General features: G+C 42.7%; 17 protein-coding genes and 1 riboswitch. Of the genes, 11 read left to right on the top strand and 6 right to left on the bottom strand.

Annotated elements, in window-relative coordinates:
- Nucleotides 1-58 precede the first annotated feature (58 nt).
- From MH215_RS23590 to MH215_RS23570, 5 genes are all read left to right on the top strand, one after another.
- On the top strand, nt 59-997 hold the full coding sequence (locus MH215_RS23590) for a COX15/CtaA family protein (protein WP_239293581.1): 939 nt from the start codon (nt 59-61) through the stop codon (nt 995-997).
- Nucleotides 998-1,215: 218 nt separating this feature from the next.
- A complete protein-coding gene (locus tag MH215_RS23585) occupies nt 1,216-1,956 on the top strand; it encodes a Cthe_2314 family HEPN domain-containing protein (RefSeq protein ID WP_239293580.1) in 741 nt (246 codons plus the stop codon).
- Nucleotides 1,957-2,096: 140 nt separating this feature from the next.
- A riboswitch (SAM riboswitch) is annotated at nt 2,097-2,239 on the top strand.
- A gap of 125 nt (nt 2,240-2,364) precedes the next feature.
- On the top strand, nt 2,365-3,402 hold the full coding sequence (locus MH215_RS23580) for a methionine ABC transporter ATP-binding protein (protein WP_239293579.1): 1,038 nt from the start codon (nt 2,365-2,367) through the stop codon (nt 3,400-3,402).
- Nucleotide 3,403: 1 nt separating this feature from the next.
- Nucleotides 3,404-4,063, top strand: coding sequence for a methionine ABC transporter permease (locus MH215_RS23575; RefSeq protein WP_082560583.1), 660 nt, complete (start codon nt 3,404-3,406; stop codon nt 4,061-4,063).
- A gap of 83 nt (nt 4,064-4,146) precedes the next feature.
- The gene (locus MH215_RS23570) at nt 4,147-4,983 is read left to right on the top strand and encodes a MetQ/NlpA family ABC transporter substrate-binding protein (protein WP_056702353.1); all 837 of its coding nucleotides are present in this window, start codon (nt 4,147-4,149) and stop codon (nt 4,981-4,983) included.
- A gap of 160 nt (nt 4,984-5,143) precedes the next feature.
- On the opposite strand, the gene MH215_RS23565 is transcribed toward MH215_RS23570, so the two are convergent.
- The gene (locus MH215_RS23565; RefSeq protein WP_239293578.1) at nt 5,144-6,145 is read right to left on the bottom strand and encodes a DUF2167 domain-containing protein; all 1,002 of its coding nucleotides are present in this window, start codon (nt 6,143-6,145) and stop codon (nt 5,144-5,146) included.
- Between the two features lie 313 nt (nt 6,146-6,458).
- Entirely contained in the window at nt 6,459-7,439 is a 981-nt protein-coding gene (locus MH215_RS23560) for a DUF2167 domain-containing protein (protein ID WP_239293577.1), read from the bottom strand.
- A 193-nt stretch (nt 7,440-7,632) separates the two neighbouring features.
- Between MH215_RS23560 and MH215_RS23555 the strand changes: the two genes are divergently transcribed.
- Entirely contained in the window at nt 7,633-8,397 is a 765-nt protein-coding gene (locus MH215_RS23555) for an SDR family oxidoreductase (protein WP_056702357.1), read from the top strand.
- Nucleotides 8,398-8,526: 129 nt separating this feature from the next.
- On the opposite strand, the gene MH215_RS23550 is transcribed toward MH215_RS23555, so the two are convergent.
- The gene (locus MH215_RS23550; protein ID WP_053783253.1) at nt 8,527-8,772 is read right to left on the bottom strand and encodes a NifU family protein; all 246 of its coding nucleotides are present in this window, start codon (nt 8,770-8,772) and stop codon (nt 8,527-8,529) included.
- An 80-nt stretch (nt 8,773-8,852) separates the two neighbouring features.
- On the opposite strand from MH215_RS23550, the gene MH215_RS23545 reads away from it, so the two are divergent.
- Nucleotides 8,853-9,107, top strand: coding sequence for a YuzB family protein (locus MH215_RS23545; protein ID WP_053783252.1), 255 nt, complete (start codon nt 8,853-8,855; stop codon nt 9,105-9,107).
- Here the strand turns inward: MH215_RS23545 and MH215_RS23540 are convergent.
- On the bottom strand, nt 9,104-10,165 hold the full coding sequence (locus MH215_RS23540) for an NAD(P)/FAD-dependent oxidoreductase (protein ID WP_056702361.1): 1,062 nt from the start codon (nt 10,163-10,165) through the stop codon (nt 9,104-9,106). The genes MH215_RS23545 and MH215_RS23540 overlap by 4 nt on opposite strands.
- A 298-nt stretch (nt 10,166-10,463) precedes the next feature.
- On the bottom strand, nt 10,464-11,570 hold the full coding sequence (mqnE, locus tag MH215_RS23535) for an aminofutalosine synthase MqnE (protein ID WP_056702363.1): 1,107 nt from the start codon (nt 11,568-11,570) through the stop codon (nt 10,464-10,466).
- A 560-nt stretch (nt 11,571-12,130) separates the two neighbouring features.
- Here mqnE and MH215_RS23530 point away from each other — a divergent pair.
- Complete coding sequence (locus MH215_RS23530) at nt 12,131-12,487, top strand: HesB/IscA family protein (RefSeq protein ID WP_056702365.1); 357 nt, start codon at nt 12,131-12,133, stop codon at nt 12,485-12,487.
- Nucleotides 12,488-12,599: 112 nt separating this feature from the next.
- Here MH215_RS23530 and MH215_RS23525 read toward each other — a convergent pair whose 3' ends face one another.
- Entirely contained in the window at nt 12,600-12,917 is a 318-nt protein-coding gene (locus MH215_RS23525) for a hypothetical protein (protein ID WP_239293576.1), read from the bottom strand.
- Nucleotides 12,918-13,172: 255 nt separating this feature from the next.
- Here MH215_RS23525 and MH215_RS23520 point away from each other — a divergent pair, with 255 nt between their 5' ends.
- The 3 genes from MH215_RS23520 (at nt 13,173) to MH215_RS23510 (ending at nt 16,772) form a co-directional block, all read left to right on the top strand.
- Nucleotides 13,173-13,814 (top strand): NAD(P)-dependent oxidoreductase, encoded by a 642-nt coding sequence (locus tag MH215_RS23520; protein WP_239293663.1) that lies wholly within the window; start codon nt 13,173-13,175, stop codon nt 13,812-13,814.
- A 208-nt stretch (nt 13,815-14,022) separates the two neighbouring features.
- Nucleotides 14,023-15,846, top strand: coding sequence for a histidine kinase (locus tag MH215_RS23515; protein WP_343224610.1), 1,824 nt, complete (start codon nt 14,023-14,025; stop codon nt 15,844-15,846).
- Nucleotides 15,843-16,772 (top strand): response regulator, encoded by a 930-nt coding sequence (locus MH215_RS23510; RefSeq protein ID WP_239293574.1) that lies wholly within the window; start codon nt 15,843-15,845, stop codon nt 16,770-16,772. Before MH215_RS23515 ends, MH215_RS23510 begins: the two co-directional genes overlap by 4 nt.
- Nucleotides 16,773-16,994: the final 222 nt, after the last annotated feature.

Here is a 16,994-nt window from a genome sequence, read left to right as displayed (position 1 = left end):
GAATCAAGCGAAAAACGATGTTTTTCGCCATCTTAAACCAACAGCAGGTGAGAAAAAATTGAAGCATTTAACCTTGTTTAAGTGGTTAACCGTATTAACTTGTCTTGTAATGTTCCTGGCGACATTCGGTGGGGGCATTGTTACTAAGACGGAATCCGGATTAGGTTGTGGCACAGAGTGGCCTTTGTGTAACGGAAAGCTTGTTCCAGCACATACGGTAGCATCCCTAATTGAATATTCACATCGTGCCGTAAGCGCATTGGCAGGTCTGCTGTCGATTGCCTCTTTTGTAGCATTTTTGCGGTTTGGTAAGTCACGCCGAGATCTACAATTGTTCTCATTACTAACGCTCATTTTTGTTATTGTCCAGGGAATCATGGGAGCCTTTGCCGTGGTGTTCTCCCAATCTTCCGCCGTTATGGCGCTGCACTTTGGATTCTCGATCATAGCCTTCGCGAGTTCTCTTATGATGGCGCTGGGAATAAGGCAGGAGGCGCGTCACGGAGGGCTAGAAAGATTGAATAATTACCCTCGAGTAACCAAAGGCTTTCGTAATCTGGTCTGGTTTTCCACTGTGTACACATATCTCGTTGTGTACACAGGTGCATTCGTGAGCCATACCGACTCAGCGGGAGGCTGCTCTGGTTTCCCATTATGTAATGGACAGATTGTTCCAGAGTTATCGGGAGGGGTAGCTGTAGCATTCGCTCACCGTTTGGCTGCATTATCCTTGGTTATTGTCATCGCAATTTTGGGTCATTATGCATATCGCAAACACCCGGATAACACCGAACTTCGAAGATTAGGTGTTATCGCTGTAGTGCTCATCCTGCTCCAAGTTTTCATTGGATTCGTGATGATGCTTACGATGGGGCGCCCAGAAGTATACATGTTCGTTGCACTTGCTCATATGTTGGATATTGCCATATTGTTCGGAGTTCTAACGTACATGAGTTTCCTTGTATACAAGCTGCATCGTCCAGTTAATCGTTTCTAAATCAAGTATACAGATTCAAGATATCGGAAGTGATATTACGACAACATACAGAGTCTGCCTTTCAATGATGTAGATCATTGGAGAGGTGGACTTTGTTTGATGTTAGGCATGACAGGGCAACCTAAGCGAAGCAGCATTCATGCATTTACTCTGATCCCGATTTTGTTTAACATGATTAAGCATCCCATGATCAGCAGAATGCAAAGAGGAGGCTGTATATGCTGCGAACGTTGCTAGGCGAACCGCCGCGCCAAAATGAGGGTATTTTGGAGGAAGCTATTGATTCAATGGTGGAGACTTTGGATTTACTGCAACGACAACTGGAGAAGAACCAAGACCCAACGCATGATTATCGCAAGTTATATGTTTGGACGCAGGGGTTAATTTCTTCGTTGGATGAACTGGAGCAGAGTTGCTTTGCAGCATCTCATTTTCGGAAAAAGGTAAAAGCAGGTTCTACAGAAGACATGACCAGTGAAGAAAAGGCGGAATACGCCCGGTATGTTTATTTTTACAAGGATGGATTCATTCGTTGCTTTGCCATTTTGGACAAGACAGGAACGGTGCTGAATGAATTGTTTCAGCTCAATACAACCAAAGTAAAAACGCATTTCTCTTATTTTACCGTGTTACGACAGTTTGGATATGCGAAGATGCATTCGGAACTAGCTGTGAAGTTGATTGAGATTAAGGATGTATACCGAGAGCCCATGAGCAAATTACGCAAACGCAGAAACATGGAGATTCATTACATGAATTCTGAGATGCAAGATGATTTGTGGCAACTGCATCAGACGTTGCAGGGGAAAGTGAAGCTGGAGGACTTGGATCAGCATCTAAATGAATTGCGTCAAGGATTAGATATGGTGTGTACTACTTTGAAGGCGTCTTATGGATACATTAATAAAATGTGGGTTCAACAAGGTTTTAGAGAGCGCACTAACGGTGTAAAATCATAATATTTACCTTTGACAAATCGGAATACTTGCATTATACTGAGTTCCTAATAGGACATTAAATGTAATATGTTTCAACATGAATTATCTGAACAGTATAACTGCGGAATTACACGAACTTATACAAACTTACAATATCATATTTCTTATCGAGAGCGGCGGAGGGACAGGCCCGATGAAGCCCGGCAACCGATTTATAACGACAATGGCCAACGTGTCATTCTTTATAGATGTTAGGTGCTAATTCCTACAAAATGGCGTTAAGCGCGATTTTGGCAGATGAGAAGGTATATTCTTTCAAGCGAAGAACCCTTTCAGTTTCTGCAAAGGGTTCTTTTTTTATTGCATGAATGGGAGTTTTCCTCTCTTTCGGGTAAAGATAGGTGTAGGCAGTGGGAAGGAGAGTATTACTTGATTGAATTAAAGGGACTAACCAAAACATATGGTAGAGGCGCAAAGGCTACGACTGCGCTTGCGGATCTGAATCTGAATGTACGCAAAGGCGAGATCTTCGGAGTCATTGGGCATTCAGGTGCAGGTAAAAGTACATTGATTCGATGTATAAATCTACTGGAGCGACCTACTGAAGGTGAAGTGTGGGTTAATGGAGTTAACTTGACCAGTCTGAGCAAGTCGGAATTGCAGCAGCAACGAGGTAAGATCGGCATGATCTTTCAGCATTTCAACCTACTCTCATCTGCTACGGTCTACGACAATGTTGCATTTCCACTGAAGTTGGTTAATACGCCCAGAGCGGAGATTGACCGTAAGGTAAAGGAAATGCTCACCTTGGTCGGACTTGAACAGCATAGTAACAAGTATCCTGCACAATTGTCAGGAGGACAGAAGCAACGGGTCGGCATTGCACGTGCACTCGCCAGTGATCCAGATGTCCTGCTCTGTGATGAAGCGACGTCTGCTCTTGATCCACAGACAACAAGTTCTATTCTTAAGCTTCTGCTGGATATTAACCAGAAGTATGAATTAACGATTGTGCTGATTACTCATGAGATGCATGTGATCCAGAGTATCTGTGATCAGGTTGCAGTTATTCATCAGGGCGGCATCGTTGAACAGGGCCCAGTTACGAAAGTATTCCTCAAGCCGCAGCATGCCATCACACGAGATTTCATGCAGCAAGGTCAGGCGACTGATTTATTGTTACTCGAAGAGGAAGGTCTGGCAAGCTCAGAGAACAGCCGTAAGAATGGCGAGCAATCTCATTTGGTGAAGATTTCGTTCTTGGGGCAGAAGACGTATGAAGCTATTCTGTCACGCACCGTTCGCAAAACCGGCGTTGATTTCGCGATTCTGCAAGGAACAATCTCTACGATCAAACAAGTCCCTTATGGACAGCTTATCGTTCGTTTTGAGGGAGATCCTGCTGCAATTAGCTCAACTACCCGTGAATTAGTCGAGCAGGGACTTGATGTGGAGGTGCTTCGTTAATATGGATTTTTCAACTGTACATTGGGAAGAGGTCGGCAAAGCGTCTATTGAGACACTGCAGATTCTTCTTGTATCAGGTCTGTTTACTGTAATTATCGGCTTACCATTAGGTGTGCTACTCTTCATGACGGCAAGATCCCAATCGGCAAAATCAATTCTTGTTTACTCGATTCTGTCTGTTATTGTAAATATTTTGCGATCTGTTCCATTCATCATTCTAATTGTTGCTCTACTTCCCGTTACTCGCGCCCTCGTTGGGACGGCTACAGGTGTACTGGGGACAATCCCACCACTTGTCATTGCAGCAGCACCTTACTTCGCGAGGATTGTGGAGACGACTTTGCGTGAGGTAGATCGTGGTGTTATAGAAGCTGCACAAGCGATGGGCGCCTCTACAGGGCAGATTGTAAGACGTGTTCTGCTACCAGAGGCGCTGCCCGGTTTGCTTGCAGGTATAACCATTACCATTGTTACGTTGGTTTCCTATACGGCGATGGCAGGTATGGTTGGTGGTGGTGGCCTTGGAACACTGGCGATCAACTATGGTTACTATCGTTATCAGACAGAAGTCATGCTTGTCGCGGTAGTATTGATTGTAATTTTAGTACAGGTACTTCAGATGTTTGGAGATCGTCTAGTTAAATTGTTCACCAGGAAATAACACATAGACAGCATGACTCGCTCTTATCAATTTGGATAAGGATGCTGCATGCAAAAAAAATTATTGGAGAAGGGGTTTTACACATGAAAAAATGGTCATTTGCTCTACTAAGTATTATGCTGATTGCAGTATTAGCAGCATGCGGAAACAACAAGGATGCAGATAGCGGTGCAGACAATTCTGCTGGCGCACCACGTACCGTTGAACTGAAAGTGGGAGCATCCCCTACACCTCATGCTGAAATTCTAGAAAGTATCAAGCCTGAGCTTGAAGCAGCAGGCATTCGTTTGCAAGTTGTAACATTTAATGATTACGTTCAACCGAATCAACAACTGGCTGACAAACAATTGGACGCTAACTTCTTCCAACACCAACCTTATCTAGATGCAGAAAATGCAGCACGTGGCTTTAACCTCGTTACTGTAACTCCTGTACACGTTGAGCCTTTTGGTGGTTACTCCAAAAAGATCAAATCACTGGATGAATTGAAAGACGGCGCAAAAGTTGCAATCCCGAATGATCCATCTAATGGTGGCCGTGCATTGTTGTTGCTTGCAAAAGAAGGTCTGATTACGCTTAAAGACAACACAAACATCTCGTCAACACTGCAAGACATTACTGAAAATCCGAAAAACTTGGAGATCATTGAGTTGGATGCAGCGATGATGCCTCGTCAACTGGATGAAGCAGATCTGGTATTCATTAATGCAAACTATGCACTGGAAGCGAATCTGAATCCAGAAAAAGATGCTCTTCTAATCGAGGATCTGCAAGGTAACCCTTACGCTAACATTCTTGTAGCTCGTGAAGATAACAAAGACGCAGATGCTATCAAGAAACTGGCAGAAGCTCTGAATTCCGAAGCAGTAAAAACATTCATCAAAGAGCGTTACCAAGGTGCAGTTGAACCTGCATTTTAAGGGATAACTTAACGAACGAAACATAAAGAGTCGAGCACGTATATCATTTGATGTTGAATGATATTATTGAGTGCCGTATCGATATAAAACAGAAAGGCCCTACACCTTATAAACAAGGGTGTAGGGCTTTTGCTTGTGATTCATTAGTGTGGGTAGAGCGTTAGCGCTTATTTGGGTCATTCTCTGAATAATCGGGAGTGGATGAATGGGTGTGTTCAATGGATTCCTGCCCAGCGGTATGCTGTTGATACGCCTGTTCAGCAGGGGAAAGAGAGTTCTCATCCGTTGGATGTTCACCATCATTTTTTTTGCGTCTAGTCAGCTTATTACGTAGCCATCCGAATGCACCAACGACTAGAGCGACGATCACAAACCATCCTTTTTTGAGCAACAATAACAATCCTACTTTTTTGGCAACAGCAACTCCTGCACCACCAAGGATCAGGCTGGTAAGACCGAGTTCTGATTTTTTGTCGATAGAAGCATCAAATTCCTCATACTTGTTCCCCGTAGTGACGGTAAGATTGGAGAGAACACTGTCCTCAAACTGTCTTCGGTTTTCCTCGAAGTTAGCACTGTCGGTAACTAGAATAACTCCGATATAGCCTTCACGTGTCAGTACATTCACATTGTAATTAACGAGTGCTTCCTGCTGAGCATCCTTCAGACCAATGGAGTACAGCAGATGGTGTTTGGAACTATCATACGTCGGTTCAATGTCCCACCCAGTAATAAATAATTGGTTATCAGGAGTGGTTCTCTCATTCTGTTCGTCTGTACCTCGTTTGTAACTGTCTAGGAGCTCTTCAGCATCGAGATTGTCCTTGTCACTATCGTCAATATGTCCAGGGTCGTTGTACTCGAAGATCACGTACCAGTTCGAATTCTCGCCGGCTCCATAGATACTACCGATCTCTGTCCCGTTCGGGAAGGATTCAGTATCTTCCATGAAACGTTGCGTGTTGGCTGCATCTAAAAAGGTAAGTCCTTCAACCAGTTTTAGGGAGGCTTTGTTGTCGAGAACGACATCGCGTGGTCCGTCTAACCATTGATAATCTTCGATGGTGCTGTCACTTTCTGCTGAGGCTATGATGGAGAAGGGGGCTTGTAATGTAAATACCAGCAGTATTGCGATAAGGGATGCTACACATTTTTTCATCATTACTATAAGTCCTTTCAGAGGTGCCATGTAATGCTTATATTTACATGATCATATGTATTGTGTCATTACTTTCACAGAAAGAAACGACTTATAGACATTACCATAGGCACCCTTAACAGACAAGGTATATATGGTTATTTAGGGGGTATTTTACTTCTTAAGACCTAATTGATATCAAAGTAAAGGCTGGGAATATAAGTATTTAGTCTGAGGTTTACACTTTTTTGCAAATAAGATGATTTTGAGTTGGGGGTAGCACAAAGACCATGTACCCCAAATGAGAGATGTAAGCTTTTGTTGCTAATAGCTGTATTTATTTATTAGATGACTGCTCAGATTGGCGGTAATGTGATAACTCATTCTGATCGGCATGCTGTTGTTCATCTGCTTCTTGTAGAATCATTCGCTCGGAAGGAGAGAGCTTTTCCTCATCTCCTTTTGATCTTTTAAACCTAATCCAAACAATCAGTCCAACCACAACAAACAAAATTACTGGCCATCCTTTCTTGAGAAAAAGCAATAAGTTGTTCGTTGGACTGCCTGTATAACCGATACCGCCCCAAATTAAACTTTTGAGTCCGATCGTTGAGGTTTTGTCTGTCGAGGCATCATATTCTTCATAGGTATATCCTGCATTGATACTCAATTGGTTAAGTACAGTTTCCTCGAATATCTTGTTGTTCTGTTGGAAGTTAACCAGATCTGTAACCAAAATAGCAGATACATATCCTTCGCGTGTGAGTATATGTACATTGTAATTGACCAAGGTCTGTTCAAAAGCATCCTTGAAGCCAAGAGAGTAAATCAATTGATGTTTGCTGCTATCATATGTAGGTTCAATTTCCCAACCCGTTACGTAAGTTCGATCTTCAAACTCGGATTGTCTGTTCTCTGCTTCTGTGCCGCGAATATAACTACTTAAAAGTTCGTTCGGATCGAGTTTTTGATCGTCATCTCGGATATGACCGGTTCTCACATATTCAAAGACAACATACCATGCCCCCATCTCGCTATTGTTGTATAAACTGCCAATTTCATTACCGTTAGGTTTGGCACCTGCGTTGAGCATTGAACGTTGTGTGTTGGCCTTGTCCAGATAAAAATAGTCTTCAGGGATTTCTAGAGTAGCTTTGCTGTCTAAATCGACAGTAGCTGATCCAGCAATCCAGTTATACGTATCCGGAGATTGCTCTACGTGGGTTGTTGCATTTACTTGAGAAGCATTTGAGAAAGCTAAGAAACTAAGGGTTAGTAACAACATAAATGTTTTCCATTTTCTTTTAAAAATGATCATCTCACAATCCTTTCATATTCCTTGCATATTAAGACCTTTTTACGCGATATCACCGACACTAACATAGCTATATATGACTGGCAAGATATATCTGGAATTACAGAAATAAAATCCCTATACAATATGCAAGTTGTGAGGGGATGATAAATCTTTTATACTAATGAATGACTGCTCTTTGAAGAGGGGGATGGACGTGAAGGGGAAGATTGCCCTCATAACGGGAAGTGCCAAAGGCCTTGGAAAAATGACAGCTCTCAGTCTGGCGGATCAGGGATGTCATATTGCCCTGAATTACGTGAATAGCCGACTCGAAGCAGAGGAGCTTCAGGCGCAAATCATAGCCAAAGGCGTTAATTGTATTGCAATCCAGGCTGACATTTCGAAGACCGAAGAGATTACATTTTTGGTTAAACAGGTGGAAGAACAGCTGGGCAGCATTGATATTCTTGTGAATAATGCAGGGCCATTTGTCCGTGAGCGCCGTTTGTTTGCCGAATATGCAGAAGCGGAAATACAAATGTTAGTACAGGGTAATTTGCTTGGACCCATGCTGCTTGATCAGTATGTGCTGCCAGAGATGCGGCGTAAGCAGTGGGGACGCATAATCCATTTTGGATTCAGTCATGCCGGAGAAGCTAGATCATGGCCTCATCGAGCTGTATATGCGGCCGCGAAGGTGGGCTTGGTTTCTTTTACCAAAACATTAGCTGTGGAAGAAGCACCTTACGGAATAACCGTGAATATGGTATGTCCTGGTGATATTCGCGGCGCTAATAAAGAGAAAACGATAGATGAGATTGCCGGGATTAGGGACGAGGAAACACCAAGAGGACGTCCTGGCAGTGGAGAAGATATTGCACGTGTCATTACGTACCTCTGCTTAGACCATTCGGATTTTATTACAGGTAACATAATGGATGTGTCTGGAGGACTTGATCCGATTCGTCCGACGATCTAGAGAACAATGAGATATGAAGCGGTAGAGCTAAGAATGTGAACTATACTAAGTAAGAAATAGACACAAAAAAAGAGCCCTCCGCTTCAAGTGAAGCGAAAGGCTCTTGAGGTTTATTTCGTGAAGGATTGATTAGAATACTTGTACGACTTCTTGTACACCCTCAACTTCTTCAAGAAGGGCGCGTTCAATCCCGGCTTTTAAGGTAATGGTGGAGCTTGGGCAACTGCCGCAGGCACCGACCAGTTTCAGCTTAATGATGCCATCCTCCACGTCGACCAGTTCCACGTCACCGCCATCGCGTTGCAGGAACGGACGAAGTTTATCAAGCACATCAGATACCTCATCATACATGGTGCTTTGTGCGTTTTCGCTCATATTGTTCAACTCCTTTCCTCTATATATTATATTACAAATGGCCATAAATTAAAATGGTCAAACAAAGCAGGTGAACTGAAATGAGACCAATTATTGAATTTTGTGCTAACAATATGCATTTTGGCACCGATGAAGTCATGGATCAACTGGAGGAGAATCCAGATTATGATGTGATTGAATACGGCTGCCTCAGCAATTGTGGGCAATGTTACATGACTCCTTTTGCACTGGTGAATGGCGAATTAGTCATTACCGACAAGGTCGAAGATCTGTACAATGCCATCTTAGCCAAAATTGCTGAAGCCGATGCTTGGAGTGAGCTGGATCTCGATTAACCGAGATGACGCTTGGACATCCAGAGCACACCGCTTTTCAAAATACGAGGCACACGTCCCATCATGGACGTTTTGCCCATCAGCCCAAAACCAGCCTTCTTACCGAGCGCACCTAACGTGCCGCGAAGCTTAAGAGGGTGTGGATTGGGCTTTTCACCTTTCCAAAGGGCATGCTGAATATGAGCGATCTGTTCACCCTGTACTTCTGCTGCTTGACCACTGGGAGCGTAAGGTACGCTAGCGCAGTCACCAACAACATAGACATCTGTATATTCAGGAATTTGATAATATTCGTTAAGAACAACACGGCCTTGGGGGTCTTTAGTGACATCCAGATCCTGTACAACTTTGACCGGCTGGATTCCTGCAGTCCATACTACGGCGTCCGTCAAAATTTCTTCATCCCGATTATAAATTCCATCTGCTTCAAGACGGGAAATGGCAATATGTCCACGGGTTTCGACCTGATGTTCGCCAAACCATTCATGAACATATGCAGATAGACGTTGTGGAAAGGCGGACAATACACGTTCACCACGGTCGAGGATGCTGATATTCAGATCGGGTCTGCTCTCACGAAGCTCTGCGGCTATCTCTACACCACTTAGACCGCCACCAACGATGTGTACTTGTCCATAAGCTTTTACTTCGCTGAGACGAAGATACGTTTCTCTTGTTTTGCTGAAGCTCTGAATGGTGCAGCTAAATTCCTCTGCTCCTGGTGTGTTGTGGAAACGGTCGGTACAACCTAAACCAATCACCAGTTTATCATATTCCAAAGGGTCTTGGCCTTCAAATTCAATCTGACGCTGTTCCAGATCAATCGCCGTTACTTCTCCATAACGGTACGTAACTTTTTCGTGAACTGGAAATTGGATGCGCAGGTCGTAATCGGATACGGTGCCTGCTGCGAGTGCGTAATATTCAGTCTTTAGTCCTTGAAAAGGGCTGCGATCCACCAATACGATTTGTGTGTCTGCTGGAATTTTACCTTCAAGAAGTTCTTTAATAATCGTGAGGCCACCATAACCGCCTCCGAGAACGACGAAATTTTTCATGACTCGGCTTCCTTTCTGCATCAGTCCCGTTAAGCGGGGCTGCAACCTGTGGAGCAGCTATGCTTCCATAGCTGCTCCATTGTCTTTATTTTGATAATCAGAAAATATGCATTTCAAATTACAGATATCGTGCAGCACGATTGTACCGTGGGTACAACCCTAGAGATTACTTCAGGAATGAAGATATAGTCGAAAATGCTGACCTAGACAACGAATTGTTGGGAAGAAGCAGCCGAGCTATATCCTACCTGAATGCGATTCAATGCTTGAATTTGGCTGAGAAAAGTAAAAAGAGATATTACTCGTATACTTGAATTTCATTATAGAACGTATCACGTTCTACAGGGATGCGCCCAGCACCCTTAACTAACCAGATCAGCTCTTTACGAGTTAATCCCTCTGGTGTGAGTGCACCTGCAGCATGGCTGATCTTCTCGCGTACAATTGTACCGTGCACATCGGAAGCACCGAAGCTGAGAGCCACTTGTGTTAATTGTGGACCAATATTAATGAAATACGCTTTAACATGGTCGATGTTATCGAGCATCAGACGGCTGATCGCAATGGTTTTGAGATCTTCGTAAGCAGAGTTACGACGCATGATGCTTGCGCTTTTGCTCTTAGGCTGCATGGAGAGCGGGATAAACACCATAAAACCATTTGTCTCATCTTGAAGCTCACGAATTTGAACCATGTGATTCACACGATCCTCGTAGGATTCAATGGATCCGTACAGCATGGTCGTATGAGTACGCATGCCTAGGTTATGAGCAGTGCGGTGTACTTCGAGATAGCGATCAACATTGGCTTTGTCTACGCGCATTTTTTTGCGATACTCATCAGATAGAATCTCCGCACCGCCACCAGTCAGTGATTTCAGACCTGCTTTTTGCAGCTCTTGCAGAACTTCCTTAATGCTCAGACCACTGATGCGAGTGAAGAAATCAATCTCGGCAGCTGTGTAGGCTTTCAGCGTGACATCCGGATATTTTTCGTTTAAAGCACGCAAAGAGTCGACATAATATTGAAAAGGAACATGATTATTATGCCCGCCTACGATATGAAACTCACGTACGCCTGGATGAATATGTTCTTCCACATAATCAATCATTTCCTGACCGGACAACGTATAAGAGCCTTCTTCACCCTGGTCTTTACGGAAATTACAGAATGCGCAGCGAGCTTCGCATACGTTGGTGAAATAAAGGCTCATGTTCTCGATGAAATATACCTTCTTACCGTTCTTCCGCAGGTTGGCTTCGTTAGCCAGTTGACCCAGCGTGAGCAAGTCATCTGTCTCATACAGATAGACACCGTCTTCCACGCTCAATCTTACGCCATTTTGAACCTTCTCGACGATCTCGGCCATTCTTTTGTCTGTAAATGGTGTAACTAATGTAGACATTTGTTATTCCTCCTGTTCTTAACCGGATTAAGTAGTATAGGACTGTTTGCAGGGCTACATCAGTATAATGAAGCTTGAAACCACTAACTGGATGGATGCAAAAGCTCACATAGAAAAAACGCGGTCAACTACCGCCTTCTATTGTTAAACTAACTCTTATTTACCCGGTGCAGCATATGCTGCATTGTGCAATGACTTATTTGTTCGAGAAAAAGGAGTCTAATGACTCTATATGCATTGGGGACTGCGTTGCAGTCTCGAAATGTGAAAAAAATTACAACTCCAATTATGACCATCATCTGAATAAGTCATGACAAAATATCGACATTTCAGAGCGACCACCTATCCATTATAAACCTCGTGTCCCGGGGGTTCAATACACTGGGAAGAAAAAGGAGTTCAGGAGGAACGCGGAAACGGGCAAACTTCACTTGAGGCCCTTGACGGGGTGGAGTATAATTTAGGAAGAGTTAATGTAAAGTTGTTCAAAAAGTTCGCTTACGATTACGAAGGATGCCTTTTTGAACATGATTATATATGAAAAAGGAGAGTGACCTGGCATGATTAACATCAGCGAAACGGCTGCTGACCGATTGAAAGAAATGCTTGCACAGCAAGAGACACCTGGCATGTTCCTGCGTCTTGGTGTAGCACCGGGGGGTTGTACCGGATTTTCGTACGCCATGGGCTTTGACGATAAAGAATCCGATGAGGATCTCTATATGGATATTCAGGATATGAAGGTTGTCGTGGAGAAAGAGAACCTGAAATATTTGAATGGTCTCGAAATTGATTTTGAAGAGTCTGGCATGACCGGCGGATTCACCATTCATAACCCGAATGCAGTAGCAACATGTGGCTGTGGATCTTCTTTCCGTACACGTGAAGAAGCTGGCGTACCGGATAAAGATTGCTAAGATTTAGCTAGATCATACCTCTATGGCGTAGTTCAACTGCGCTGTGGAGGTTTTTTTGTGTGCAAAAAAAACGATGCCCCTTAGGACATCGATATACGTACACTAAATTTTTTTACTCGCCAGAAACAGCATGCTCAAGTTCTTGGATAAAGAGTTCCTCCACAACCGCCTCGATATAATCTTCATTCTCTTCAGCCGCCTCCAAAATATCTGATGAAAATAAAACGAAGGAAAAGTCTCCAACTGTAACCTCCCAGGTGTGAGGCGAAGTTTCTTCCCTGCGGTCAACCGTTGCTTGAGTACCTGTCTGAATTAATCGCTCAATCAGATGATGGAGGGTTGTATCTATCTTTTGAATAAGTGCTTCAGTGGAAATAGCGGAACGATTCGCCTGTCTTAATATCATGGCGACTTGATCTTCAAAGCTCATATACCTCAGCTCCTTCTCAACAAGTTATTGCTCGACGTAGGTTAAGTTAATTAGTAATCACAGACACGTATATTCGACATACTAAAGACAATCCCTTCTTCTATATATGGAAAGCAATGTTTCGAGGAAGTGAGCAAAGGACAATATTTTTCTGTTCAAATAATGAAATTTAAGGTATTGACAAGATTAGTTGTAACAACTATAGTTACATTATGAGTTTTAGGAAAACAACACATAGCCGAAGGAGAGATTATGATGAAAATTGGAATTATCGGTGCAACGGGTAAAGCAGGAAGTGTAATTCTGAAAGAAGCAGTAGACAGAGGGCATGAAGTAACAGCAATCGTTCGTAATGCAGCGAAGGTGGAAGATAAGTCCCTTAACGTTTTGGAAAAAGAAGTTTTTGATCTTACTGCTGAGGATATCAAAGCATTTGACGTTATCGTTAACGCATTCGGCGCAGCTCCAGGACAAGAGCATCGCCATGTTGAAGCAGGACAAGCGTTGATCAACATTTTGAAGGATGCGCCTAATACGCGCTTAATCGTTGTTGGTGGTGCAGGAAGTCTGTTCACAGACGAGTCCAAAACATTGCGTGTATTTGAATCTCCAGGTTTCCCTGATGCATACAAAGCAACTGCTACAAACCAAGGTCAAAACCTGCTGGATCTGCAAGCATCCACTGGTATTCAATGGACTTTCCTGAGCCCGGCTGGATTCTTCAACCCAGAAGGCGTTCGTACAGGTAAGTATCAAGCAGGCAATGATGTTATCATGGTTAACAGCGAAGGCAATAGCTACATTAGCTATGCAGACTATGCGATTGCGTTGGTAGATGAGATCGAGAATCCGCAACACAAAAACGAACGCTTTACTGTAGTTGGCGAAGCGAAGTAATAGGTTACAACTAAAGATTAAACATAACAACGGACGCTGATCTCCATAGATCGACGTCCGTTTCTTGATAATGTAGTTAAGTATTTCAGGCATGGTGAAGCACTAGCTCGCACAGAACGTTATAACAAATCCTTTTGTAGGATAGACAGAACCATGGTAAAATTACCTCCATAAGTCGACAGCGTTCGAGTTTACTGAGGAGTTGTTTATGAGATCCGAATCCACTACATTTTTCTTGAAAGTAATGACTATATTTATAGCCATATCACTTTGCACCGTTTTTGTTTTCGTCATTTACTTTCAGGATTTGAACCAATCCAAAGATACGATCAGTATGGAAATATTACGAGACAAATCAGGAAACATGACCTTGTCCGATGTTAAAGTTAGTGAGCAATTCAAAGCTTTACCGAGCAACTATTCTAAGGTTGGCTACTCCCCGGTTCAATTATGGTTCAAAATAAAATTAAACCGGTATAATGGGGATGAAGTTAATTACCTCACGATAAACAACCCTCTTTTTGAAGATGTAACGATATACCTCCCGACAAGTAACGATTACATACCAAAGCATTTCGGATACGCATATAAGGGCAATTCCGATGAGATTAACTACGTTTACCCTGCAATCAAAATTCCATCTAATTTTGATCATAATCAATATATATACATGACAAGCAAATCTCTATATGGACAAAATTTTGTTGTAGGGATCTTAAATGAGGATCTCTTTAGAAAGAATAGTATGATCAATGTCTGGGCTGGGGGCATCTTGGTCGGCATTGCCGTAGCCTTGTTTTTTTATAACTTATTCTTGGGCGTAGCTATTAGAAACAAAACGTTTATAAAATCCTGTTTTTATGTATTCACGACCTTGTTGTGGAATGCAGTCATGACAGGGCTTGTAAACATTACCGGTTTTGAATACGCCTACTGGATTGCGGAATATTCGACGGGCATCGGTATTTTTATGTCGCTTGCCATCGCGATTTTTATGAGAGCTATTTTTCAGACCCAAACCAGGTTCCCTAAGATCGATTTTTGTTTGAAGCTGCTCATTGGTTTCTACCCCATCACGTTATTGCTGTTTCTTTTTGTCAGTAAAGAGTTGGGAGCATTTGGTGCAGGTGCGTCTGCTTTGATGTACGTATTGTATTTTATTATTATGTTTAAAGGAATAAGGAACAAAACCATTCGTTCGCCGCACCTCATTACCGCATGGCTCTTATGTTTGGTGTCGGTGCTCATATTTTATATGATGGTTTTTGGTGTGATGCCTCAAAGTTACATTATCAGTTATTATTTATTCTTTCTTTCGTGTGTTTCGGCGATCGCTTTTGCTCTTTCGCTCGCAGAGATCATTAATGCTCTTAATGAAGAGAAGCACCGCAATCATGTTTTATATGTAAACTCGGAGATTCAATCCAAGCAGTTTGAGCTTGCTTTTATACGCGCACAGATGGATCCACATTTTATTCACAATACCTTGAACGTGATCGAAGGCGTTATTGCTGAAAATCAAGAAAAAGCGGGAAACCTGGTCAACGATCTATCCCATTATCTTAGAAATATATTCGACTACAGCAATTCGGAGAGATATATTTCTATCGATGAAGAGCTAGATGCAATCAAGTTTTATGTTCGCATTGAGCAAGCTAGATTCCCAAATAAAGTAATGGTCAACTATGAAATTGATCCAAATATTCAATTAAAAGTACCACGTATGGTGATTCAACCTTTGGTGGAAAATGCGATTAAACATGGTATACGTAAACGGAAAATCGCAGGTACAGTCACGATTAGGGCCAATGAGCTTGAACAGGGCTACTTCATATCAGTAGAAGATGACGGTGTTGGCATTGAAGAGGCGGACAAAGATAAACTGCTTGAATATTCAGCGGGTAAGGGCATTGGCCTTGCCAGTATAAACGCGCGGCTTGTGGCCGAGTATGGAACACAACTTCAAATCGTCAGTGAGAAGGGTAAAGGAACGGCAGTTCGTTTCATTATACCCATTAAGGAGCAGCCATGAAGGTTATAATTATAGACGACGAATATTATGCGCTGCGGAACTTGAAAAGCAAGTTGGAGAAAATTCCTGGTGTCGAAGTGGTTGCAATGTATGAAGATCCTGCAATAGCCTTGGATGAGTTGAGCAACACACAGCCTGACCTAGCTTTTCTGGATATCGAAATGCCGGAGACCGATGGCATAACTTTGCTCGGGATGATGTTTAAAAAAAGACCAGATATGGATTTTGTTTTTACATCTGCTTATCATGCTTATGTGACCGAAACGCTTGAAACAAAAGCGTTGGATTTCCTCGTAAAGCCGGTGAAGTTCGAACAGCTTTATGTCACACTAGAAAAAATAAAGAAGATTAGAACCAAAAGCAGCATTGTACACAAAATTGAGGTCAAGTGCTTCGGCGATTTTGTTGTATCGATTGATGGAAAAAGGATCGACGACAATTGGAGAACCAAAAAAACAGAAGAGCTTTTCGCCTATTTGTTATGTATGAACGGCAAATCCGTATCTAGAGAACGAATCATCAATGATATATGGCCGGAGTTAGTGATGGAAAAGGGTTATGCAAACTTATATACGACGCAATATTACATGAAGAAGCGACTCAACACGTTTGGAATCCAACATATGCTTAAGAGCAGACTGGGGCATATTAGTCTAAACCTTGAAGACATGAAATTGGATTTACTTGAGTTCGATCATTTCAGTGAACGTTATAATGAAGATAAGAGTAAAATGGAAATGCTTGAGCAAATGGTGGAGCTATATAGAGGCTTGTTACTTGAAAATAAGCCGTATTCATGGACGTTAAGCATACAGCAGCCTTACGAGGTGAAGTTCGACAATGCATTGGATATCCTGATCCAGTTTTATAGGGAACGCGGCGATGAGAAAAAAGCGGAATACTATGAGATGAAAAAAATGTTCTGAACAAGAAATCGCCCACATGCTGAGAACAGTAGCGGGCGATTGTTGTGATTTGTGTTTACTATCAACAAGTTATTCAATAGCTATTTCGCTCACCGAATTACCCCTACTACTCCAATAATCGACTCAACATGGATTGCAGAAGTAGCCATGAGCAGCAACGTAGTGGAGGGGACGGAATTGATTCTGGAGAAGCGGCGCGGTCGCGTTTGTCCCCGGATTTCC

The sequence above is a fragment of the Paenibacillus sp. ACRSA genome (assembly GCF_022346845.1).
In the GTDB taxonomy this organism is placed as follows: Bacteria; Bacillota; Bacilli; order Paenibacillales; family Paenibacillaceae; genus Paenibacillus.
This window is presented reverse-complemented; position numbering and strand designations above follow the sequence as displayed.

What these genes read in the sequence shown, in the direction of transcription:
- MH215_RS23585 (WP_239293580.1), top strand. Translation starts at nt 1,216, where the DNA reads ATGCTGCGAACGTTGCTAGGCGAACCGCCGCGCCAAAATGAGGGTATT.
- MH215_RS23575 (WP_082560583.1), top strand. Translation starts at nt 3,404, where the DNA reads ATGGATTTTTCAACTGTACATTGGGAAGAGGTCGGCAAAGCGTCTATT.
- MH215_RS23570 (WP_056702353.1), top strand. Translation starts at nt 4,147, where the DNA reads ATGAAAAAATGGTCATTTGCTCTACTAAGTATTATGCTGATTGCAGTA.
- MH215_RS23565 (WP_239293578.1), bottom strand. Translation starts at nt 6,145, where the DNA reads ATGATGAAAAAATGTGTAGCATCCCTTATCGCAATACTGCTGGTATTT.
- MH215_RS23560 (WP_239293577.1), bottom strand. Translation starts at nt 7,439, where the DNA reads ATGATCATTTTTAAAAGAAAATGGAAAACATTTATGTTGTTACTAACC.
- MH215_RS23550 (WP_053783253.1), bottom strand. Translation starts at nt 8,772, where the DNA reads ATGAGCGAAAACGCACAAAGCACCATGTATGATGAGGTATCTGATGTG.
- MH215_RS23545 (WP_053783252.1), top strand. Translation starts at nt 8,853, where the DNA reads ATGAGACCAATTATTGAATTTTGTGCTAACAATATGCATTTTGGCACC.
- MH215_RS23540 (WP_056702361.1), bottom strand. Translation starts at nt 10,165, where the DNA reads ATGAAAAATTTCGTCGTTCTCGGAGGCGGTTATGGTGGCCTCACGATT.
- mqnE (WP_056702363.1), bottom strand. Translation starts at nt 11,570, where the DNA reads ATGTCTACATTAGTTACACCATTTACAGACAAAAGAATGGCCGAGATC.
- MH215_RS23530 (WP_056702365.1), top strand. Translation starts at nt 12,131, where the DNA reads ATGATTAACATCAGCGAAACGGCTGCTGACCGATTGAAAGAAATGCTT.
- MH215_RS23525 (WP_239293576.1), bottom strand. Translation starts at nt 12,917, where the DNA reads ATGAGCTTTGAAGATCAAGTCGCCATGATATTAAGACAGGCGAATCGT.
- MH215_RS23520 (WP_239293663.1), top strand. Translation starts at nt 13,173, where the DNA reads ATGAAAATTGGAATTATCGGTGCAACGGGTAAAGCAGGAAGTGTAATT.
- MH215_RS23515 (WP_343224610.1), top strand. Translation starts at nt 14,023, where the DNA reads ATGAGATCCGAATCCACTACATTTTTCTTGAAAGTAATGACTATATTT.
- MH215_RS23510 (WP_239293574.1), top strand. Translation starts at nt 15,843, where the DNA reads ATGAAGGTTATAATTATAGACGACGAATATTATGCGCTGCGGAACTTG.